The sequence below is a fragment of the uncultured Sphingomonas sp. genome (assembly GCF_964243315.1).
Lineage (GTDB): Bacteria > Pseudomonadota > Alphaproteobacteria > Sphingomonadales > Sphingomonadaceae > Sphingomonas.
Window position 1 is genome coordinate 62119 of sequence record NZ_CAXTEM010000010.1, and the last position, 20671, is coordinate 82789.

Sequence of the window (20671 nt, forward strand, 5' to 3'; positions counted from 1 at the left end):
ATGCTATCGCGAGCGGCGTCGCGATCAACCGTTCACGCTCGCCATGTTGGCGGCGGGATAGCGCGGGCCAGTGGCCGTTCCCGCGGGCAGTACCGCATCGATCCGCGCCAGGTCCGCGTCGCTCAGCACGACATCCAGCGCGCCGAGATTATCCTCGAGATAGCTGCGACGCTTGGTGCCGGGAATGGGTACGATGTCGTCGCCCTGCGCCAACACCCAGGCGAGCGCGAGCTGCGCGGGAGTGCAGCCCTTGTCCGCGGCCATCGAGCCGATCTCCCGGACCATGTCGAGGTTCCGCTGGAACGCCTCGCCCTGGAACCGCGGATGGTTGCGGCGCGTGTCGTCGGCCGCAAGATCGTCCGGCGACTTGATCTGCCCGGTCAGGAACCCACGCCCGAGCGGGCTATAGGGCACGAACCCGATCCCCAGCTCGCGTACGGTTGCCAGGATCGCCTTTTCCGGATCGCGGCTCCACAGCGAATATTCGGTTTGCAGCGCGGTGATCGGATGAACGGCATGCGCGCGGCGGATCGTGTCGGGAGCGGCCTCCGACAGGCCGAGATACTTGACCTTGCCTGCGGTCACGAGCTCCGCCATCGCGCCGACCGTCTCTTCGATCGGCACCTCGGGATCGACGCGGTGCTGGTAATAGAGGTCGATGAAATCCAGCCCGGTGCGCCGCAGGCTGTCGTCGCAGGATTTGCGGACATAATCTGGCTTGCCGTTGACCCCGCGCGCGCTGCCGTCCGCGCCGCGGACGATGCCGAACTTGGTGGCCACCACCACCCATTCCCGCCGTTCCCTCACCACGCGCCCGACCAGTTCTTCGTTGGCGCCCAGCCCATACATGTCCGCGGTGTCAAGAAAGGTCACGCCGCGGTCGAGCGCGAGGTTGATGGTCGCGACCGACTCGGCCTCGTCTCGCCCGGCATAGAAGTCCGACATGCCCATGCATCCGAGGCCAAGGGCCGACACTTCCAGGCCTCGGCTGCCGAGCTTGCGGGTCTTCATTGCACGTCTCCATCCAATCTCTGCCCGTTGAATGATCGGGACGCGCTCGGGTTGCCGACATGGCGAAAACGTCAGGCGAGAAGGCGATCCAGGCTGACCGGCGCGAAGTTGCGGACATCGACCCCGACGTCGAACTGGCGCAGCATCGGTTTCAGCCGGCCATGGCTATGACCATGAAGGTTGATCGCCCCGCGATGCTGCCCGTTCCAGCTGCGGAATGCATAGTGACAGAGCACCAGCCGCCGGCCGTCCAGCTCGATCTCCGCATAGTCGCCGACGCTTGCCCAGCCCGCCGCAGCCAAGGTCGCATCGGGATCGTTGTTGCCGCGCAGCAGGTGCTTGGTGCCGTTCAGCCGCGCGAGCAAGTCCGCGACCGCCGCCGGTCGACGCGCCACGTCGCCAAGGTGCCAGACGACATCGCTGGGGCTGACGACAGCGTTCCACCGCTCGATCAGCGCCTGGTCCATCTCGGCAGCGCTTGCGAATGGCCGACGCGAGATGTTGATGGTGCGGTGATCGCCAAAATGGGTGTCGGCGGTGAAGAACACGCTCATCTGCTTCGATCCCGTCGCAGCCCTTCAGCGCTCATCCGCTGGGACGCTGGTCGCGCCAGATCCAGCGCAGCACGTCCGGCAGGATCGCTCCGCCTTCCGCGTCGGAATGCCCGCCGCTGGTCCAGCGGTGGTCGACGTCGTACCGCGGCCCCGCGCTTCCTTCCACGTCGGCGTGCGCGTTGGCCCATTTGAGGCTCTTCAGCATCTGCTGATTGGCCAAAAACCAGTTGCCATGTTCGTTGTCGAGGTCGTTGCTGCCGTCCTGAAGGAAGACCCGCAAGGGACGGATGGCGGATTTTCGGATCAGCCCGGGATAGGTGTCGCCGCCATAGGCCAGCGGCCTGCCGTCCGGCCCGAGCTTCAACCCGATCGACGTATAGCTGCCGATGAAGCTGATGACGTTGCCGAATGCCTCGGGATGCCGCCAAGCGACCGTCCATGACGCGATCGCGCCGCTCGACGTGCCACCGATCGCCCGATGCTTGGGATCCGCGGCGAACCGCCATCTGCGGGCGACCGCGGGCAGCAACTCGTCGAGCGTCATGCGCGAATATGCGTCCGACAACGCGTCGTACTCCTCGGCGCGGTGATCGGGATTGCTCATACCCAGCGTATCCGGATAATGCGCCGACACGTTACCCGGCGTGACGAACACGCCCAGCGTCGGCGGGATGGCGCCCTCCGCGATGAGCTTGTCGAGAACCGCAGGGACCCGCAACGATCCTGTCGGGTTCGTCGCCCGCTGCCCGTCCTGGAACAACAGCAGGTTCGGCGGACGGGAGGGATCGTATCCCGCCGGAACGTACACCCAGTAGCGCCGCACCGTGCCCGGATAGATCCGCGAGCTTAGTTCGAACGGGCCGTTCAGCCGCCCCTGCGCGATCGGCGTCGCGACCCCAGGCGCCGCGGGTTCTGCGCCGCCCGATGCCGCGGTCGCCGACGCCGCCAGCAGCGCCGTGGCCATGATGATCATCCGCATCGTCGTACCTCGCCTACTTCCGCCCTCGATCGCCGAGAACGCAAGATCACTGATAGCGCAACATATTCGTGAAGCCGTCATTGGCCTTCGCCATCTTGCCGAGCTTCCGGAGGGTGGCTCGGACATAGCGGTCGAACTTGCGATCATCGTAGATGCCGGTGGTGCGATACTCATCCTGCGCCAGCAATTTCTTGAGACGATCACCGAGCGCCGCCTGATCGTCGGTGGACGGATCTGCCGCCAGGATCCGGCACACCCACTCCTCGGCGGCTGCCTTGTCGTAATCGTCCTGCGCTTCATACCCGCGCTTGTCGGCGGCGGCCTGGTCGAGCCGTGCAGCCTCCAATCGAGCCTGCAGCCATTTGCGCACCCGCTCGCCATTCCAAGGCTCCGCCGAACCGCTCATCATGCTTGCCCTCTCATGCCGGCTTCGGCGCAGTCGCCAGTACCTCTTCGATTTCGTCGGTCGAGACGCCGAACGCGGCCGCCAGCCCGGCGACCGACGCGCCCCGCTTCGCGAGTTCGCAGATCCGCTCGCGGTCGACCAAGGTCGCATAGCCGCGCGTGTCACGCTGCTCGCGCACCACGTCCTTGCGTCCGGAGGAGCGGTGGCGCTTGGCCGCGGCGGCATGCGGGTCGGCGGCGGCGCTCCGCATCTCCTCCTCGCGACGAGCCTGGCGATCGCGCTCGCGCTCCTGCATCTCCGCCTCGCGCTTCGCCGCCTGTGTCTTCAGGCGCTCGGCGCTCGCCTCCGATCGGTCGGCGGTTCGGGTCTCGCGCGCCCGAGCCCGCTCGGCAGCGTGTTCATCGAGCGTGAGATTGGTCCGGACGCGAAACCCCGGCGTCCCCGCGATACCCCAGCTCTTGTCGACCATCGTCCCCGTCCGCATCCCTGATCGTGCGCCGCCATAGGTCAATCCGCACGAATGATCACGCCGATCGATACCTGCGCGAGACCGAGCCACGAAGCCAGCCGCTCGAGCTCGACGGTGAGCCGCTCGATCGTGTCCGACGGCGCGCCGGGCTCGAGGGTGACACGATGGGCTAGGAGTTTGCCGGCTTGCCGGTCCGACTTCAGGTCGACTCGCGCGACCAGCGCTTCGTCCATCAGGAACGGCAGCACGTAATAGCCATGCGTGCGCTTGGCTTGCGGTACGTAAATCTCGATGCGGTAGCGGAAGCCGAACAGGCGTTCGGCGCGGTCGCGTTCCCAGATCAGCGGATCGAACGGCGCCAGCAGGGCTGCGCCATTGATCTTGCGCGGCGCGGGGGCGTCCCGGTGGAGCCACGCGTTCTGGCTCCAGCCTTCGACGCGAACCGGAACGAGGATGCCTGCGTCCGCCTGCGCTGCGATCGCGTGATCGGCCTCTTCGGGCTTCAGCCGAAAATAGTCGCGCAGGTCCGCCGCGATCGCGACGCCGAGTGCCCGGGCGCTCCGCTCGATCAGGGCGCGCTGCGCGGTCGCCGCATCGGGCGTCGGCAGGTCGAGCACCGCCTTCGGTAGCACTCGGGCCGGCAGGTCGTAGACCCGCGCGAAGCTGCCGCGCCGGGTCGCCGTCGTGATCTGGCCCGACCAGAACAGCCATTCCAGCGCGTGCTTGGTGTGGCTCCATTCCCACCAGCCGCTCTTGCTCGACCCGTTCTCGAAGGCGGCGGCGGTCATCGGGCCGTCGCCGGTGATCCGGTCGAGCACCGCCTGGGCCTCGGGTCGGCGTTCGACCGCGAACCGCTTGAGCGCGCGGTAGCCGATCTCGCCACGATCGGCGCGGGCCATCCGCCAGCGTAGCAGCGGGTGCAGGTCGAGCGGCAGCAGCGACGCCTCATGCGCCCAATATTCGAACATTCGCCGCCGCTGCTTGGGTCCCCAGGCGGCGTCCTCGAGCAGCGCGCGGTCGTAGCCGCCGATCCGCGAGAAGGCGGGTAGATAATGTGCGCGGGCCAGCACGTTGACGCTGTCGATCTGGAAGAGGCCGAGGCGATCGAGCGTCTTGCGGAAATGCGCCGCGGTCGACTGTTCAGGCCGCCGCCCGAAGCCCTGCGCCGCGAGCACGATGCGCCGCGCGTCGCGGAGGGAGAGGGACGTGGTCACCGAACGGTCCTGCTCGCGAGCCGCTCCGCGCGTCAACCCGCCGCTAGCTATGCGCGGTGGGAGGCGATTGCCGGTCGGGGCGGTTCCCCATCGGCTCGCCCAGTCGGACTTGCCGTTCCGGCGCCCAGTCGCGGTTGAACGCGATCGTGTCGCGTGCGAACAGCATGACGATCGTCGACCCGAGCAGGAAGCGTCCCATCTCCTCGCCCTTCTTCAGCACGATGTCGCGGTCGTCATAGCGCCATTCGGCGATCCTGCCGGTTCGCTTGGGATTTACGACGCCGTGCCAGACGGTCGCCATGCTGCCGACGATCGTGGCACCGACCAGCACCATGACGAATGCGCCATGATCGGGTGAATCGAATACGCACACCACCCGCTCGTTGCGCGCGAACAGGTTCGGCACGCCGCGGGCGGTGGTCGGGTTGACCGAGAACAGCGCGCCCGGGACGTAAATCATCCGCGTCAGTCGGCCGTCGCAGGGCATGTGCAGGCGGTGGTAATCCTTGGGCGACAGATACAGGTTCGCGAAGCTGCCATGCCGGAACCCGGCCGCGAGAGAGGCGTCGCCGCCGACCAGTTCGGTGGTGGTGAAGCGATGCCCCTTTGCCTGCACGATGTGGTGATCGTCGATCGCGCCGAACTGGCTGATCGCGCCGTCCACCGGGCAGACGAAGTCTGCGGGTGCCAGCGGCCGCGCGCCGGCCTTTAGCGGCCGCGTAAAGAAGTCGTTGAAGCTCCGATAGCTGGCGATGTCCGGGTTTTCGGCTTCGGTCATGTCGACGCGGTAACGGCCCACGAACCAGCGGATCAGCCGCGTGGTCCAGCGCGCCTCCGCCCCGGCGATGCGCCCGGCGAAGACGGTCAGGCGCTGCTTCGGCAGGATGTGCTGGAGCAGGATCTTGAGACTATCGGACATGGTGGGACTCGTGCGACGGCGCGATCGGCTCCGCGAGCGTGACGCGCCAAAAGCGGGTCGCGACGCCTTCGACGCCGAAATCATTGTCGTTGACGAGCAGGATCGTGCGCTCGTCGAGGATTGCGAGCCCTTCCAGATCGGGGGCGATCTCGGGATGATCGTCGGTCGAGAACAGCAGCCGCTTGTCGAGCACGGGCAAATCGAGTGTGTTGTGGGCACTGAGCTGTTCGATGGTCGGCTCGGTCGCGGGATCGACCCATGACGACGCGATCGCGCGTGCCGGATCAAGCCTCGTCAAATAGAGTTTCGCGGTCGCCGACACGCGTTCGAGGACGACCAGCGTGTCGGCGCCAAGCATCGCCATGTCGCAGACCTTTACGTCGGCACGGTCGACGTCGCCGAGGTCGCTGTCACGGCGAAAGCTGCTCGGCTTGTCGAGGGGGTAGAGGTGCTCTGCGAGCAGCGAGCCGGTCGCGCTGTCCAGCGTCCACAGCCGGACGTGACGAGCGTGGCGACCCGCATGCTCGTCGGGATGCGCCAGCGGACTCTGGAAGGCGAGGTGAAGCCGGACACCGTCCGCCGACAGCGCGAGGCTTTCGAAGCCGCGGTTCAGCCGGCGCCGCGCCGCCAGCGACGGCAGCGCGCCGACGACCGGATAGTCGGCGCCGGCGAACAGTTCGTCGGCGCCTGCAGGAACCCATCGCGCCCGCACGCTGCCGTCGGGTCCGAGGTGGAACAGCGAGGGGCCATATTCCTCGCCGACCCAGAAGCTGCCATCGGGCGCGACCGCGATGCCTTCGGTATCCGCGCCCCCGGGTTCGGGTGGCAGGAAAGTGCCGTCGAACCGGAGCGCCGGCTCGGCAGCGCGCGCATCGGTGCCCGCAGGCGGAAGTCCGGAGAGAGCCCGGCCGCTGGCGTCGAGCAGGGGCAACGTCCGCCGCGCGGTCACGCGATCGTCGCCGACCTGTAGCTCGACGATCGCGGGCCCGATCTCGGGGCACGGCATCACCTTCGCCCCTGCCTTGTCGGCGTGCACCGCGAGATCGTCGACCCCGTAGCGGTCGATCGCGAGCGAGAGCTTCAGGTTCGGCCCGCGGTCGCCGATCGCCCAGACGATGTCGGCCGGGTCACCTACCCGGCGGCTTAGGCCGGAGCCGATCCCGCGGGTTACGTGCAGCGTTCCGCGGGGCAGCGGGACGGCGGCGAGATCCTCGTCATGGAAGGTCAGTTCGACGATGCGTGCGTGGGGCATGCCCGCGACGTAGCATGGTTCGCGACGCGCGAAACGCCCCAAGCCGCCACGAGCTTAGTTGCGGCGCTGCGTTCCGGTGTGTTGCGCCAGATCCCCTACGTCACGCAGTTCGTCGTCGATCTGGCGGCCGACGATGCGCCCCTCGGCGATGACGAACGCCGCGGCGACGATGACGAGAACGAAGCCTGCGATCGCGGAAGCGATGCCGGCGATCGCGATCAATGGCGTACGGGGCACGAGCACGTCCAGCGCGCCGAAGATTAAGGAGAGGATGAGCAGGATCGCTGCCGTCAGTCCGATCAGCACCGACCGGCCCATGATCTTGCAACGTCGCCGCAGCAGCAGCACCTGCTCGCGCAGGTTGCCGGTCCTCTCATCCTCGTGGTCGTGGGAGCGGTAGTCGCCTACCGCTTCCCGATAACGATCCACGGCGCTGTCATACCGCTGCTGCAGGAACCCCATGAAGATCCAGGCGGCGAAGATGATCGAAGCGTTGGGCCCTAGCGCCTTCAGGACATCCGCGAGCTGACCCATGCGCCGTCGCCGATCGCTAGCCGAACGCGACCGACGTGCGCCGCCGCCGGTAACGCGTGGAGGCACCGACCATGCCGAACCCGAGCAGCATCATGGCCCAGGTCGTCGGCTCCGGCACCGCGCTGGCGAAGGCACCGGCAAGCGCAGGGCGCAACGACTCATAACCGTCGAATCCGTCGATCTCGCCCGGGGTGGCGCCGATGCCGGCCGGGTCCGGCGCACCATGGATGTCGAACGCGAGCAGGCCGAAATTGTCGAGCGCGGACCGCTCGAAGCCGATATTGTCGACGTTGAACGGGGTGTCGATATCCTCGGGGCCGCTGACGCCCGGCGATCCGACGACGAGCGGGTCGGGCAGGAAGATCAGGCCCGGTGCGAGCGCCAGCACGCCGCTGTCGTAATTCAACGACCCGTCGGCCGCCGCCGCCACCGTCGCGATCGTCCACCAGGATTCGCCGATCAGCGGGGTCGCTTCGAACACCTCGATGATGCCGTCGCCATCGACGTCGTCGGTCAACGCCGGCGGCGCCGCCTCGATCTGCTGGGTCAGCGGATTGCCGATGTTCAGATTGCCGGCATAGTTGGCATGCAGGTGAAGCTGATGATCGCCCTGCGCGAGCGCCCCCGCGGCTGCGGAGACGAGAAAGCGGATCGTGTTGGCGTCGGGGTTGAAGTCGACGGTAACCTGACCGGCCGATGGCAGCCCGCGCGCCGGGGCAAGGTCGGCCACATAGACGGCGGCTTGGCTGCTGGCGGCTATGGCAGAGGTCATGACGACGGCAAGCGCCGTGCCGAAAATCGCACGCTTCATCGGGGGCATCTCCTCGGGTCGGGGGATCGGGTGACCCTTCGATGCAAGTCGTTCCAGCGAGCAAGGTTCCGCGAGAGTCTCGCTCGAATAGAATAGGTTAAGTAGAAAATGCGGGGCTGATCCAGAGCAATATTCTATGTGTGCGTCGGCGGTCTATCTGCTGGGGCCTGTATCCGCACATCCGTGTTGATGAGGATGTTGCGTCGCCACACCGGCCAGGCAGGAATGCCGCCGCGGCGCCTGACGGTCTGCCACTTGCCCTCCCGCATCGTCTGCAGGGACACCCAGAACGGCGCTGCCGATCCTGCCCCGGTACGGATCACGACCCGACCGGTCCCGCCAATGAGCGCGCTCAATGCGTGTCCGAGTTCCCCGGGAACTCCTGTCGTCGGCAGGCTCAGCGCCTCGGCGCCCAGGCTCCACCCATCTCCCCAGCAATGGATCATGCCCTTTTCCAGCCCCAGCGAAAACTCGACCGAAAGGCCCGGCTGCACCGCGAAGGTCGCCACCACCTCGAACGGCACGTCGTCCCGCCAGCGAAGCTCGAGATCTTGGCGACGCGCGAGATCGATGAGCGCCTCCCTGGTTGCGGGCTGATAGCTCGCCCAGGTTCGGCGGCCATCCGCCCAGATCCGCTGGGGCGTCAGCGCGTGCGGGATCGGCGTATCGATCGGCCAGGCGAGGATCTGCACCTTGCCCTGCTGGAACTCGGCGTCGGTGATCAGCCCGCGCTGCCGCATCTCCTCAAGCCCGTTGATCTCCTCGACGATCGAGCGGGCCGGCGCGAGCAACGCCGGCGCGGCACGGATCACGCGCGACGGAAGCCACAGGATGACCGCCACCGCGATCGGGCCGATGACGATCCCCAGCGCCATCCAGATCACCGGCGAGCGTTGCTTGTGCGACGCGATCAGGCCGCCGATCCCCGCGCTCAGCACATTCGCCAAGAGGAACATGTTCACGCGCGCCTGTCCCTGACCGCAACCGCGCGCGCGGACAGCGGAACCGAAGACGGCAGCAGCCGCAGGACATGCGCGGCAAGCGGCACTGCGCCGAGATTGGCCGAGAAGGTGAGGAGGCTGTCGTGGAACGCCACCTCCAGATTGACGGTGCCGATGGCCTGCCGGATATCGACACAGGCGATCTCGTCGAAACGGCGCCACTGCGTCCGGATCACGCGCACGCGTATGCCGTCGCGATCGATGACCAGTAGCGGCTTGGCATTGTTGGTCGCGAAGCCGTACCACCAGGGCAGGCCACGAACCCCGGTGAAGGTGGCCAGAACGGGAATCGTCGCCGCGCCCGTTGCATCGACCACGATGTTGCCCACCGTGGCGTGCTCATATTTGCTGCGCAGCATCCATCGCGACAGGCGGGCCATGCCGACGAACATGGCGTACAGCAACGCGAAGAACGCCACCCATTGGACGATGCCGATCGTGATGGCGCCGACGCTTATCGCTCATTTTCCTTGCTGCCGACCGACTCGCCAGTGACCATCATGATCGTCATGAACCAGGCGGCTTCAGGTCAGGATACTCATCGCTCATCCTCACCGTGACGGAAGGACCTTCAAGTCGGTCCGGTAGAGCGTGAGCCATTTCTCGCGGTCGCCGCCGCAGCGCTGTTGCCACGCAAAGGCGGACAGGCGGAAGGCCGCACCGTCATACGCCCATTCGGTCAGCGCGCCGCAGTCGGCCATGCCGCGGCCCTTGCTGAACTCGGTCAAGGTCGACTTGGCGGGATCGAAGACCAGGCTGACATATTCGCCCGCCGCGTTCGCCTCGTCGGGCTGCGCGACTATCGGGGGCTGCGGCAGCACCAGCAAGCGTGCGCTGCGTGCGTCGCGCGGGTCGGCGATGAAGGAGAGGGAGCTGGTCTGATACGCGAACCGACCGCATCCGATCACGACCAGAGCCTTGCCGCCCGCCAGTACATAGGCGTCGTCGCCGATGCCCGGATCCATGTCGCATTCGTGCGCCTTCAGCAACGCCGACTGGTGGCGCCGCACCGCCGCGGCGAAGGCGTCGCCCTTGGCCATCTCCGTCGATCGGCGGACGGTGACGACGGGGGGCGGCACGGCGCGCGGGGACGAGCCGAACGGCTTGGATCCGGGCCGGACCAGCGCGCTCTGGTTCCCGACCCGGCCCTGCGCCTCGTCCATCGCGAGCAGCACCGCGGTCAGCCCCTTCAGCGACACGCGTTGCCGCAGCCTCCTGCTGGGAAACGTCAGCTCGTGCGCATCGACGATGCCGCGCAGGAACCGGAACGCCTCCTCGTCGACGACCATAGCGTCGGTATGGTCGTCGCTGTCGACCCATCGCGCTTTCGGGGCAGGGCGACGATCGACCAGCATCTCGTCTGCACGAAAGGAGCCGAAGCCGGTCAGGAAGATCTGCAGCCCGAGCGGCCCCTCTTCGCGGACGATCATCATGCTGAATACGTCGCTGTCGCTGTCACCCTCCGGTGGGACGTCGGCATCGACGGGCACGTAGCGGGCCACGCACCGGCGGGTATTGTCGCACCCCAGCAGCCAATCGCCGATCTCGCGATAGATCGGCAGGGCGACCGTCCCCGCAGGCCAGCCGGCCGGCGCCGCATAGCCCGGCGTCGCCGCGGTGAAGCCGAGCGCCAACAGGCAGGATCGTAGGCGCCGGACGATCGTCATCCTCTCAACCGGCGATGTCGTTGGCGTCCTCGACGGCGTCGTTATAGTGACCGACCAGATCGTTGTAATCGTCGGTCTCGCCACTCTGCTTCAGGTCGCGATAATCGCCGATCGCGGAGTTCAGGCGATCAGCCACGAGCTCGTAATTGACGTCGACCCGCTTCTCCGGGGTCTGCGAGGCCTTCGCCTTGCCGAGTTCGACGCGCTGCGCGGCAAGTGTCTTTTCCAACACCGCGACCTTGGCATCGCCCTGCGCGATCAACGCGGCGTTGCGGATGTCGGCGTCCGAGTTGAACAGCGACACCAGCTCCTCGCCCTGCTGCAGCGCCAGCTTGGTATGGTAGCCGAGCATGTCGCCCTTCGCCTTCATCGCCGCGAGGTCTGTCGCCTGACTGGTCTTGCGTTCGCGATCGAGCAGCGCGCTGAACTGGTCCATCGCCGCCACCGCAGCCTTGAACTCCGCGATCATGGCAGGGTCTTCCTGCTTGCCGCGCTTCAGGCCGTCTTCCTTGTACGCCTTGCTGTCGTAATAGACCTTCAGTCCGTCGAGCCGCTTCATCGCTGCGTCGAGCGCGCCGATCAGCTTGTCCGCGCCCGCGTCGACATCCGCCGGGCCGCCCGGCATCGCGCGCGCGGTCTTCAGCAGCGTGTTCGCCTGCTCCAGCCAGCCGTCGGTAACCGAGATGCTGTCCGACGGCGATGCAGTGGCGATATTTTCCTCGGTATACGCCTTCACGGTGGCGGGCAGGCCGAAGGTGTCGAGCAGCTTGTTGTAGCCCGCGGTATAGCCGCTGAGCTTGGCACGAGCCGCCTCGGCGCCACCTCCGGCCTGATCGCTGACCGCCGCGCCGTTCCCCGGTTGATCCCCCGATTTGCCGCAGCCGGCGAGTGCCAGTGCGATCGTCAACGCCGTCGCCGTCAGTCCGCGCTTCGTCACCAGCTATTCCCCCGAGCTGTTGCTGTTCCCGGGCCGTGTGACCGGCGAACAGGACGCTGGCAACCCGGAAGACGCGCAAGCACATCGTATCATTGCGGGATCGGGCGCCGTCCGGCCTAGCAACGAACGTCCGCACCCCCGAACACGATCTGGTTGCGCGTAGCCGGATCGAACAGCCCGTAGAGGAAGGGCTGGTTGCCGCCGCTGACGCTGTCGAGCGCGGCGCGTTGCTCGTGCGGCAGTTCGAGGGCGAGCGATGCCACGTTGTCGCTGACCTGTTCGGCGCGGCTCACACCCATCAACGTGGAGGCGACGCCGGGTCGACCGATCACCCACGCCAGCGCGACTCGTGCGGGCGTTTCGCCCAGGTCGGCGGCGACACGCTTGAGCACATCGAGGATCCGCCAGTTGCGCTCGGTGAACAGCGTGTCGCCGAACGGGTTGTCGCCATCCAGGCGCTTGTCGTCGTCGGGGCGAGCGCTGCCACCCGCATCGCCCTGATTGGGAACGCCGCCCTGTCGCTTCGGCCCGGCCTCGACCGTGGCCCGATCATACTTGCCCGTGAGCAGCCCATAAGCGAGCGGGCTCCACGGCACGAGGCCGAGGCCCGCCGACCGCGCGAGCGGGAGGTGTTCGCTTTCGACGCCGCGGTCGACCAGAGAATAGAAGTATTGGAGGCCGATCGGCCCTGCCAGCCCGTGCGCCCGGGCGAGCGTGGTAAGCTCGGCGACGTACCAGGCCGGGCTGTTCGACATGCCCCAGTAGCGGATCTTGCCCGCGGCGATGAGGCCGTTCATCGTCCGCAGCAGTTCCTCCGCAGGTGTCACGCCGTCCCAGACATGCACCCAGTAGAGATCGATGAAGTCGGTGCGGAGGCGGGCGAGTGACCCCTCTACGGCCGCGATGATGTGCCGCGCGCCGTTGCCGCCCGCATGGAAGCCGCGCCCGGTCGCGAAGCCGGATTTGGTCGCGATGACGGTGCGATCCCGTGCGGCGTGGTCGGCGACGAACTTGCCGACCATCTCCTCCGATCGGCCGCCGGCATAGACGTCGGCGGTGTCGATGAAGTTGCCGCCGAAATCGGCGTAGCGGTCGAGCACTGCGCGGCTGCCGGCTTCATCGAGGCCCCAGCGCGGTGTGCCGAAGGTCATGGTGCCGAGCGCCAAGGGGCTGACGAGCAGCCCGGAGCGGCCGAGCGGGCGGTAGGTCTCGAGGTTCATCGACAAGCATCCTGATCTTTGTGTCCGGCTAAGATGGACCGCGCACGACCCCCGGATTAGACGGAGAATGCCGCATGGGCCGATGAAGGATATTCAACAATGGACCGCGACCTCTGGTCCGGGCTGGCGGTGTTCGCGGCGATCGTCGACGCGGGCAGCTTCGCGCGAGCGGCGACGCGCCTCGGCCTCTCGCCCTCTGCGCTCAGCCACGCGATGCGATCGCTTGAGACCAAGCTCGGCGTTCGGTTGCTCGATCGCACCACGCGATCGTTGGCGCCGACCCCCGCAGGCGAGGAACTGCTCCTTCGCTTGAAGCCCGCGATCGACTCCGTCGAAAGCGCGTTGAGCGATCTGGACAGTGGCCGCGACAAGCCGGCGGGTCGCATCCGCGTCAGCGCGCACCGGGTCGCCGCGATCTACGCGGTCCTGCCGCGACTGGCCGACTTCGCGCGTGCCTATCCCGACGTCACGGTCAAGCTGACCGTCGATGACGGGTTCGTCGACATCGTCGCCGATCGGTTCGACTGCGGGGTTCGCCACGCGATGACCTTGCAGGGCGACATGATCTCGGTGCGCATCAGCGATCCGGTGCCGTTGGTCTACGTCGCCGCACCGTCCTATCTTCACGATCGCGCGCCGCCGGCTCACCCCGACGATCTCGATGCGCATCGCTGCCTCTGCTACCGCCACACCTCGTCGGGCGTGGTCCACCGCTGGGAGTTCGAGGGTGGCGGACGTGCGTTCGAGCGCACCATCCGCGGCGACTTCACGACCAACGATGTCGATGTGCTGCGCGACGCCGCGGTGGCGGGACTTGGTGTCGCCTGCCTGCCGCAGCCGCATGCCGAACGCCAATTGGCCGATGGCACTCTGGTTGAGGTGCTCGCGGGCTGGGCGACCACCTTGCCGCCCAACCATCTCTATTATCCGAGCCGGCGACAACCGAGCGCGGCTTTCCGCGTGTTCGTCGACGCGATGCGCGTCTGATCCTCGATGACGGCGCGCGAAGGCACCTCGCTCGCCGGGCGAGCGAGGTGCCTTCGGCTTACGCGGCTTGTTCTGCTCTGGCGTTGACCGCGGTCTCGGCGAGCTTCGTCATGAATTCATCGCCACCGTAGATCTCCTTGGTGGCCTCGCGCAGCTTCTTGTTGTCCTCCTTCAAATCGAGCGCCTTGGCGTAGGCGGCAGCCGTACCGAAGCCGGCGATGCCGTAATGCGTCATGCGCTGATATTGGGCGATGATGATCGTATCGAGAACGGGACCCTTCTCCGGTCCTTCCTCGAGCACATGCTTGGTCGCCTCGGCGACCAACCCTTCCATGCCCTTGCAATGTTCCTTGGAGACCTTCTCGTCCTGCCCGGCGATCAGTTCCTTCAGCACGTCGGTGTGCTTGGCGATCCCGTCCTGCGACTTCGTCAACATGTCCTTCAGCGTCGCATCGCTGGCTTTCGCCGTGATCTCCTTCAGGACCTTCTGCATCTGGTCGTTGGCGGACCACAGGTCCTTCAGCTCGTCGGTGTACACGTCCTTCAGGTCTTCGGGGGTGGACATTCGCGTTCTCCGGTTCGACGCCGCCTCAGTGCAGCTCACGGTAAGGAGCGCATCGCGCCAGCCAACGTTCCGGGCTTTCCCGCATCATTTCGGATCCGCGACCACGACCGCCCGGCACGGCTCGACGGCGGAGTCGTATGCGTCTAATCAGCTCGCATGTTCGAGAGGGAAGATCCCGGCCGTACCGGTGCGCAATATTCCGATCAGCTTGCCAAGTTCCATGCGCTGTTCTCCAAATCGCCCAGCTTCGCCGCGGTGCTCGGCGGGCGCGATCATCGCTTCGTCGCCACCAACCCGTCCTACCAACGACTGATCGGCGGTCGCGAGGTGATCGGGCGGACGGTCGCGGACGCGCTGCCGGAAGTCGCGGACCAGGACTTCCTCGCGCTGCTCGACCGGGTGTTCACCAGCGGCGAGCCCTATGTCGGGCGCGCCGTGCCGCTGCTGGTCGAGCGCGAACAGGGCGCCGGACGCGAACGGCGCTTCATCGACTTCGTCTATCAGCCGGTGCGCGCAGCCGACGGCGCGGTGATCGCGATCTTCGTCGAGGGCACCGACGTCACCGATGCACAGGCCGCGACCGAGCGACTGCGCGAAAGCGAGGCGTGGAACCGCCAGATCCTCGATGCCGCGACCGATCATGCGATCATCGCGCTGGATCCGGAGGGCAGGGTCACTCGCTGGAACGCCGGTGCGGAGACCATCCTCGGCTGGTCTGAAGCAGAGATGGTCGGGCGGTCGGCCTCCTGCATCTTCGCCGAAGAAGATCGCGCGATCGATCGGCTGGCGACCGAGATGCGCGCGGCCGCCGCCGCCGGGCGCGGGGTGGGCGAGGGCTGGCGGGTCCGCAAATCTGGTGAGCGCTTCTGGGCGAGCGGCGAGACCACCCCGATCCGCGACGCGCAGGGTGACCTGCTCGGCTTCGTGAAGGTGCTCCGGGACCGTACCGCCGAGCATGTGACCGCCGAAGTGTTGCGCCATTCGGAGGAGATGCTCCAGCGGGCGCAGAGCGCCGGTGGGGTCGGCGTCTTTTCGGTCGATGTCGCTGATAACGTGCTGACCGCCTCTCCTGAATTCTGCCGGATCTTCGGCGTGCCGAAAAGGGGGGTCGTGTCCGCAGCGAGCATCGAGAAGCTCGTGCTGCCGGAGGATGCGGAGCGTATCTCCAGCGCGCAGGCGCGCAGCGCAGCCGCGATCGAACTGGTCACCGAATACCGGATCAAGCGAGCGGATGACGGCGCAATCCGGTGGATCGCCCGGCGTGCCGAGTTCGAGACCGATGCTGCTGGCCACCCCGTGCGGCTTGTCGGTGTGGTGCAGGACGTGACGGAGCGCCGCGAAGCCGCGCGCGCGCTCGGCGACAGCGAGGCCCGGTTCCGGGCGTTCACCGAAGCCGTTCCTAATCAGGTATGGTCGGCGACCCGAGACGGCCTGATCGACTGGGTCAACGGCCGTGCCAGCGACTATGCCGGGCAGCAGGAATCGTCCTGGGTCGGCGAAGCCTGGGCGCGGCTCGTCCATCCCGACGATGTAGCTATCGCGAGCGAGCGCTGGCGCCGATCGCTGGAGACCGGCGCGGATTACGAGACCGAGTTCCGCCTGCGGCATCATAGCGGCAGTTATCGCTGGCATCTGGCCCGTGCAGTCGCGCTGCGCGACGATGCCGGCGCGATCGTGCGCTGGGTCGGCACCAATACCGATATCGAGGACCGGCGCGTCGCGGCGATAGCGTTGGCGGAACTCAACCACACGCTGGAGGAACGCGTCGATCGCGCGACCCGCGAGCGCGACCGCGCCTGGAAGAATTCGCGCGATCTGCAGGCGGTGCTCGATGGCGACGGGGTGTTCCAGGCGGTCAACGATGCGTGGAGCACGATCCTCGGCTACCCTTCGGGCGACGTGGTCGGGCGCAGCTATCTCGACTTCATCCACCCCGACGATCATCCGTCGAGCGAGCAGGCTCTGGCGATGGCGACGGCCGACCAGCTAGAGCCTTATGAGAACCGCTACCGCCATGCCGATGGCGGCTTTCGCTGGATCTCGTGGGTCGCCGCGCCGGAAGGCGGGCTGGTCTATGCCAGCGGCCGGCACGTCACCGCCGACAAGGAAGCCGCGGTAGCGCTCGAGGCCGCACAGGAACAGCTTCGCCAGGCGCAGAAGATGGAGGCGGTCGGCCAGCTCACCGGCGGCGTCGCGCACGACTTCAACAACCTGCTGACCGTGATCCGTGGTTCGGTCGAGCTGCTGGCGCGCGAGGATATCACCCCCGAACGCCGCCGGCGCTATGTCGCGGCGATCGGCGAAACCGCGGAGCGCGCCTCGCGGCTGACCGGCCAATTGCTGGCCTTCGCCCGGCGCCAGTCGCTTACCCCCGAGATCTTCGATGTCGGCGAGAGCCTGACCCGCCTTGCGGAGATGATCCAGACGCTCGCGGGATCGCGGCTGGAGCTGCAACTGGTCCTGCCGACCGAATCCTGCACGATCCTCGCCGATCGCAGCCAGTTCGACACCAGCATCGTCAACATGGCGATCAACGCCCGCGATGCGATGGCCGGACAGGGCAAGCTGACGATCGGAGTCGGCCTAGTCTCGGGCATTCCCGCGATCCGCGGTCATGCGCCGGTCGTCGGCGAATTCGTGGCGGTGACCGTGACCGATACGGGCGAGGGGATCGCGGCGGAGGATCTGTTCCGGATCTTCGAGCCGTTCTACACCACCAAGGGTGTCGGCGCGGGCACGGGGCTCGGCCTGTCACAGGTGATCGGCTTCGCCAAACAATCGGGCGGCGACATCCGGGTCGACAGCGAGCTGGGCGCCGGCGCGACCTTCACGCTCTATCTGCCCCGCGCGACCGATGCTGCCGCCGATTACGAACCCGAGCGGCTGTCGCGCGGCTCGACCCAGGGCCACGGGCTGCGTGTCCTGGTGGTCGAGGATAACGAACAGGTCGGTGAGTTCGCTACGGATGCGCTCCAGCAGCTCGGCTATGACAGCGTGCTCGCCCCCGACGGTGCCTCCGCGCTCGCCGAGCTGGAGGCCGACAGCGCGCGATTCCACGTGGTGTTCTCCGACGTGGTGATGCCGGGGATGAGCGGGATGGACCTCGCAGCGCATATCCGCGAACGGCATCCGGGGCTGCCGGTGGTGCTGACCAGCGGCTACAGCCACGTCCTCGCGCAGAACGGCACCCACGGGTTCGAACTGCTCCACAAACCCTATTCGATCGAGCAGCTCTCGCGAATCCTCCGCAAGAGCGTCGATTGGGGCGGTCGCGCGGCGCGTCCGGCGCCGGCGGACTAGACCTTTTTCGGCTGGCTGCGCACGATCGCGGCGGCGGCCGCGACCACGGCGGCATCCTCGACGAATCCGGTCGGGGTCTGCCCCTGGCGCTTCATCGCCGCCATTCGCAGCCGCCACCCGGGATAGGACGCGATCACCGCGGTCACGCCGCCGACCGACGCCGCCAGCCAACGTTGCTTGTGGGGCGCAAGCGCAGCCCCCGCGATCGCCGAGGTGACGAACCGCGCGGCGAGGCCGATCGGAACGATCCGGTCGGGTGCGGTCTTCTGCTTGTCGCCCGCCATCTCCGCGACCGCGAGCGCCAGCGTGCCCGCCGCGACCAGCGGATGTCCGAGAATCTTCGGCGCGCCATTGTCATCGGGCAGTTCGCCCCGTGCGGCGGCGATCGCGACCGTCGCCAGCGGCGTCATCGCGCGCTGACCCCCGACAAGGCCCATTTGGATGGAAGAAAGCATGCGGTAATCCCTCGATAGGTCGAAGGACTGAACATGGCCGCGCCGCGCTTGTTCCAGCCGCGGCGCCGCCTCTAGCTGCCGCGACCCGCGCCGCGACCGCCGAACGTCACCAGGCTTTCCGCGCCGTTCGCGCCCAATGCCGACACCCCGACGAAGTTGTCGTCGACCACGACGCCCTTCAACACGGTTTCCGCGGTCGCCTCGCCCGCTACGTCCACATGGTCGGTCCAGCGATCGGTGTCGGTGCGCCGCGAATGGATTCGGTATCCGGTCGCGCCGGGCACCGGTGCCCATTTCACCGTCGTGTCGCGCGACAGGGCGCCGCTCAGCGTCACCTTGTCGGGCGCGGCGGGGGCTGCAGCGAGGCGGCGGATCGTCGCGACGTTGATCGCAGTGACCTTCGCCAGATACGGGAAGTCCATCTTGTCGACGGTGTCGCCCTTGCCGGGACGGAGCGTCTGGTGCTGCGCATCATAGTTCTCGACCCCGACCGAGAAGCGCACCGCGGTGAAGCCGAGATCGAGGAAGGGCGAATGATCGCCGCCGCGACCGAACCGGTCCGGCCGCCGCACCACCAGCACGTCGAGCCCGTCCGGCACGGTCTTCGCGACGTCGCGCACCGTTTTCGCGAGGGTGCGCGACAGGCCGTCATCCTCGCCGCCATCGTTGCGGCGCGCCATCTGCAGCGGCAGCGGCTCGGCGGTCGCGATCCCTTCCGAAAACACCCGGACCCGATCGGCGACCCTGGTGCCGTCGGTGCCGACGGTGTTGCCGACGATGTCGTTGTTGAGCACAGCGGTCACCGTCCAGCCGCGTTCCTTGGCGGTGTCGGCGAGCAGCTTGCCCCCGAACAGACCCTGTTCCTCGCCGGACAGCGCAGCGTAGACGATCGTCGCCGCGAACTTCTCCTTGGACAGGATCCGCGCGGCCTCGAGCACTAGAGCGGTGCCCGATCCATCGTCGTTCGCACCCGGCGCGTCGGACGTCGCGTCCATCACGTCGGTCACCCGGCTGTCGATGTGCCCCATCACGATCACCACGCGCTTGGAGTCGCTGCCCTGCTGTACGCCGAGCACGTCGACGATGTTGAACCCGTTCGGCGCGCGCTGGCCGGTGAACACCCGTTCCACCGTCGACGCCTGAATGCAGCGTCCGCACTTCGCGCCGATCCGGGTCAGCTCCTCCGCGAACCAGCGCCGCGCGGCACCAATCCCGCGGGTCTTGCCGGACGCGTCGGACAATGTGTGCCGCGTCCCGAAGCTGACGAGTTTCTCGACGTCCGCCTTCAGCCGCGCGGGCTGGGGCGCGTCCTGCGCGTAGGCGGCCGTAGGAAGCAGCAGCGCGGCGAACGTGGCGGCAGACAGTGAGCGCATCGGTGCGAAGCCCTTCGTTGTGCAAGAAACTTAGCGGCGACCATATCGCGTTGTGCGCCCGACGCCAGCGGCTTGACCGCGCCCGTCCGCCGCTGCCATCGTGTCGCCAACAACTCGCTTCATGAAGGTGTCATCCATGCGTCTCGTTTCTTCCGCCGCGATCGCGGTGGCGCTCCTCGCTGCGCCCGTGTCCGCGCAGACCGCCCAGACCGCGGAAACCGCCCAGACCGGGCAAGTCGCCCAGTCTGCCCAACCCAGCGCCGCCGAAGCAGACGCCTATGTCGCTGCGGTCGAGAAGGAGGCGGCGGATATCTCGGTCCCGGTGCAGCAGACCGCCTGGGTGAACGCGACATACATCACCGACGACACCGACGCTCTCGCGGCACGATCGGGTGCCGAGATCACCGAAAAGGCGGTGCAGTGGGCGAAGGGCGCGGCGCGCTTCAACGGCGTCGCCGGTGTGACCGGCGACACCCGGCGCAAGCTCGATCTGCTGAAGAACGGCGTCGGTCTGCCCGCGCCGACCACCCCCGGCGCGGCGACCGAGCTCGCGACGCTTACCACCCGCATGTCGTCGAGCTACGGCAAGGGCAAGGGCACGCTCGACGGCAAGCCGATCAATGGATCGGACATCGAGGCGGCGATGGGCACCAGCCGCGATCCCGCCAAGCTCCAGGAGATGTGGGTCAGCTGGAACGACAATGTCGGCGCGCCGATGCGCAAGGACTATACGCGGATGACCGCGATCTCCAACGCGGGCGCGAAGGAGCTGGGCTTCGCCGATGTCGGCGCGATGTGGCGGTCGGGCTACGACATGACGCCCGAACAGTTCGCGGTGCTGACCGACAAGATCTGGAAGGAGGTCGAGCCGCTCTATCTGTCGCTGCACACCTATGTGCGCTGGAAACTCAATGAGAAGTACGGCGACGCAGTGCAGGCCAAGACCGGTCCGATCCGCAGCGACCTGCTCGGCAACATGTGGGCGCAGGAATGGGGCAACATCTACGACATCGTCGC

Annotated in this window: 21 protein-coding genes; 3 read left to right on the top strand and 18 right to left on the bottom strand. The window is 67.4% G+C overall.

Annotation, left to right across the window (positions count from 1 at the left end):
* Window positions 1-24: 24 nt before the first annotated feature.
* The 15 genes from ACFE77_RS05405 to ACFE77_RS05475 form a co-directional block, all read right to left on the bottom strand.
* Window positions 25-1011, bottom strand: a complete 987-nt coding sequence (locus ACFE77_RS05405) for an aldo/keto reductase (RefSeq protein ID WP_375420603.1) — start codon at window positions 1009-1011, stop codon at window positions 25-27.
* A 71-nt stretch (window positions 1012-1082) separates the two neighbouring features.
* Window positions 1083-1565 carry a metallophosphoesterase family protein gene (locus ACFE77_RS05410; RefSeq protein WP_375420604.1) on the bottom strand — a complete coding sequence of 161 codons (483 nt, stop codon included), beginning with the start codon at window positions 1563-1565 and terminating at the stop codon, window positions 1083-1085.
* Between the two features lie 31 nt (window positions 1566-1596).
* On the bottom strand, window positions 1597-2544 hold the full coding sequence (locus ACFE77_RS05415; RefSeq protein ID WP_375420605.1) for an alpha/beta hydrolase: 948 nt from the start codon (window positions 2542-2544) through the stop codon (window positions 1597-1599).
* A 46-nt stretch (window positions 2545-2590) separates the two neighbouring features.
* Window positions 2591-2950 carry a hypothetical protein gene (locus ACFE77_RS05420; RefSeq protein WP_375420606.1) on the bottom strand — a complete coding sequence of 120 codons (360 nt, stop codon included), beginning with the start codon at window positions 2948-2950 and terminating at the stop codon, window positions 2591-2593.
* 13 nt (window positions 2951-2963) lie between these two features.
* Window positions 2964-3434 (bottom strand): hypothetical protein, encoded by a 471-nt coding sequence (locus ACFE77_RS05425; protein WP_375420607.1) that lies wholly within the window; start codon window positions 3432-3434, stop codon window positions 2964-2966.
* A gap of 23 nt (window positions 3435-3457) precedes the next feature.
* Window positions 3458-4633 (bottom strand): winged helix-turn-helix domain-containing protein, encoded by a 1176-nt coding sequence (locus ACFE77_RS05430; RefSeq protein WP_375420608.1) that lies wholly within the window; start codon window positions 4631-4633, stop codon window positions 3458-3460.
* 43 nt (window positions 4634-4676) lie between these two features.
* Window positions 4677-5552, bottom strand: a complete 876-nt coding sequence (gene asd, locus ACFE77_RS05435) for an archaetidylserine decarboxylase (RefSeq protein ID WP_375420609.1) — start codon at window positions 5550-5552, stop codon at window positions 4677-4679.
* Window positions 5542-6804 carry an esterase-like activity of phytase family protein gene (locus tag ACFE77_RS05440; protein WP_375420610.1) on the bottom strand — a complete coding sequence of 421 codons (1263 nt, stop codon included), beginning with the start codon at window positions 6802-6804 and terminating at the stop codon, window positions 5542-5544. Before ACFE77_RS05440 ends, asd begins: the two co-directional genes overlap by 11 nt.
* A 54-nt stretch (window positions 6805-6858) precedes the next feature.
* A complete protein-coding gene (locus ACFE77_RS05445; protein ID WP_375420611.1) occupies window positions 6859-7338 on the bottom strand; it encodes a DUF2721 domain-containing protein in 480 nt (159 codons plus the stop codon).
* A 16-nt stretch (window positions 7339-7354) separates the two neighbouring features.
* Entirely contained in the window at window positions 7355-8149 is a 795-nt protein-coding gene (locus ACFE77_RS05450; RefSeq protein WP_375420612.1) for a PEPxxWA-CTERM sorting domain-containing protein, read from the bottom strand.
* Window positions 8150-8283: 134 nt separating this feature from the next.
* Window positions 8284-9111 (bottom strand): SHOCT domain-containing protein, encoded by an 828-nt coding sequence (locus tag ACFE77_RS05455; RefSeq protein WP_375420613.1) that lies wholly within the window; start codon window positions 9109-9111, stop codon window positions 8284-8286.
* On the bottom strand, window positions 9108-9569 hold the full coding sequence (locus tag ACFE77_RS05460) for a hypothetical protein (RefSeq protein WP_375420614.1): 462 nt from the start codon (window positions 9567-9569) through the stop codon (window positions 9108-9110). The genes ACFE77_RS05455 and ACFE77_RS05460 overlap by 4 nt, the downstream gene beginning before the upstream one ends.
* 132 nt (window positions 9570-9701) lie before the next feature.
* Window positions 9702-10817, bottom strand: coding sequence for a DUF1176 domain-containing protein (locus ACFE77_RS05465; protein ID WP_375420615.1), 1116 nt, complete (start codon window positions 10815-10817; stop codon window positions 9702-9704).
* Between the two features lie 4 nt (window positions 10818-10821).
* Window positions 10822-11754 carry a DUF3829 domain-containing protein gene (locus ACFE77_RS05470; protein ID WP_375420616.1) on the bottom strand — a complete coding sequence of 311 codons (933 nt, stop codon included), beginning with the start codon at window positions 11752-11754 and terminating at the stop codon, window positions 10822-10824.
* 116 nt (window positions 11755-11870) lie between these two features.
* Entirely contained in the window at window positions 11871-12974 is a 1104-nt protein-coding gene (locus ACFE77_RS05475) for an aldo/keto reductase (RefSeq protein ID WP_375420617.1), read from the bottom strand.
* Window positions 12975-13073: 99 nt separating this feature from the next.
* On the opposite strand from ACFE77_RS05475, the gene ACFE77_RS05480 reads away from it, so the two are divergent.
* A complete protein-coding gene (locus ACFE77_RS05480; protein ID WP_375420618.1) occupies window positions 13074-13961 on the top strand; it encodes a LysR substrate-binding domain-containing protein in 888 nt (295 codons plus the stop codon).
* A 58-nt stretch (window positions 13962-14019) separates the two neighbouring features.
* On the opposite strand, the gene ACFE77_RS05485 is transcribed toward ACFE77_RS05480, so the two are convergent.
* Window positions 14020-14526, bottom strand: a complete 507-nt coding sequence (locus ACFE77_RS05485; RefSeq protein WP_375420619.1) for a ferritin-like domain-containing protein — start codon at window positions 14524-14526, stop codon at window positions 14020-14022.
* A gap of 156 nt (window positions 14527-14682) precedes the next feature.
* On the opposite strand from ACFE77_RS05485, the gene ACFE77_RS05490 reads away from it, so the two are divergent.
* Window positions 14683-17826 carry a PAS domain S-box protein gene (locus ACFE77_RS05490; protein ID WP_375420620.1) on the top strand — a complete coding sequence of 1048 codons (3144 nt, stop codon included), beginning with the start codon at window positions 14683-14685 and terminating at the stop codon, window positions 17824-17826.
* Here the strand turns inward: ACFE77_RS05490 and ACFE77_RS05495 are convergent.
* Together ACFE77_RS05495 and ACFE77_RS05500 are read right to left on the bottom strand one after the other, a co-directional pair.
* Window positions 17823-18281 (bottom strand): DUF4126 family protein, encoded by a 459-nt coding sequence (locus ACFE77_RS05495; protein WP_375420621.1) that lies wholly within the window; start codon window positions 18279-18281, stop codon window positions 17823-17825. The genes ACFE77_RS05490 and ACFE77_RS05495 overlap by 4 nt on opposite strands.
* 71 nt (window positions 18282-18352) lie before the next feature.
* Window positions 18353-19654, bottom strand: coding sequence for a M28 family peptidase (locus ACFE77_RS05500; RefSeq protein ID WP_375420622.1), 1302 nt, complete (start codon window positions 19652-19654; stop codon window positions 18353-18355).
* A gap of 136 nt (window positions 19655-19790) precedes the next feature.
* Between ACFE77_RS05500 and ACFE77_RS05505 the strand changes: the two genes are divergently transcribed.
* A partial coding sequence (locus ACFE77_RS05505) for a M2 family metallopeptidase (RefSeq protein WP_375420623.1) occupies window positions 19791-20671 on the top strand: 881 nt, incomplete at its 3' end.

What these genes read in the sequence shown, in the direction of transcription:
- ACFE77_RS05405 (WP_375420603.1), bottom strand. Translation starts at nt 1,011, where the DNA reads ATGAAGACCCGCAAGCTCGGCAGCCGAGGCCTGGAAGTGTCGGCCCTT.
- ACFE77_RS05410 (WP_375420604.1), bottom strand. Translation starts at nt 1,565, where the DNA reads ATGAGCGTGTTCTTCACCGCCGACACCCATTTTGGCGATCACCGCACC.
- ACFE77_RS05415 (WP_375420605.1), bottom strand. Translation starts at nt 2,544, where the DNA reads ATGCGGATGATCATCATGGCCACGGCGCTGCTGGCGGCGTCGGCGACC.
- ACFE77_RS05420 (WP_375420606.1), bottom strand. Translation starts at nt 2,950, where the DNA reads ATGAGCGGTTCGGCGGAGCCTTGGAATGGCGAGCGGGTGCGCAAATGG.
- ACFE77_RS05425 (WP_375420607.1), bottom strand. Translation starts at nt 3,434, where the DNA reads ATGCGGACGGGGACGATGGTCGACAAGAGCTGGGGTATCGCGGGGACG.
- asd (WP_375420609.1), bottom strand. Translation starts at nt 5,552, where the DNA reads ATGTCCGATAGTCTCAAGATCCTGCTCCAGCACATCCTGCCGAAGCAG.
- ACFE77_RS05440 (WP_375420610.1), bottom strand. Translation starts at nt 6,804, where the DNA reads ATGCCCCACGCACGCATCGTCGAACTGACCTTCCATGACGAGGATCTC.
- ACFE77_RS05445 (WP_375420611.1), bottom strand. Translation starts at nt 7,338, where the DNA reads ATGGGTCAGCTCGCGGATGTCCTGAAGGCGCTAGGGCCCAACGCTTCG.
- ACFE77_RS05450 (WP_375420612.1), bottom strand. Translation starts at nt 8,149, where the DNA reads ATGAAGCGTGCGATTTTCGGCACGGCGCTTGCCGTCGTCATGACCTCT.
- ACFE77_RS05465 (WP_375420615.1), bottom strand. Translation starts at nt 10,817, where the DNA reads ATGACGATCGTCCGGCGCCTACGATCCTGCCTGTTGGCGCTCGGCTTC.
- ACFE77_RS05475 (WP_375420617.1), bottom strand. Translation starts at nt 12,974, where the DNA reads ATGAACCTCGAGACCTACCGCCCGCTCGGCCGCTCCGGGCTGCTCGTC.
- ACFE77_RS05480 (WP_375420618.1), top strand. Translation starts at nt 13,074, where the DNA reads ATGGACCGCGACCTCTGGTCCGGGCTGGCGGTGTTCGCGGCGATCGTC.
- ACFE77_RS05485 (WP_375420619.1), bottom strand. Translation starts at nt 14,526, where the DNA reads ATGTCCACCCCCGAAGACCTGAAGGACGTGTACACCGACGAGCTGAAG.
- ACFE77_RS05490 (WP_375420620.1), top strand. Translation starts at nt 14,683, where the DNA reads ATGTTCGAGAGGGAAGATCCCGGCCGTACCGGTGCGCAATATTCCGAT.
- ACFE77_RS05495 (WP_375420621.1), bottom strand. Translation starts at nt 18,281, where the DNA reads ATGCTTTCTTCCATCCAAATGGGCCTTGTCGGGGGTCAGCGCGCGATG.
- ACFE77_RS05500 (WP_375420622.1), bottom strand. Translation starts at nt 19,654, where the DNA reads ATGCGCTCACTGTCTGCCGCCACGTTCGCCGCGCTGCTGCTTCCTACG.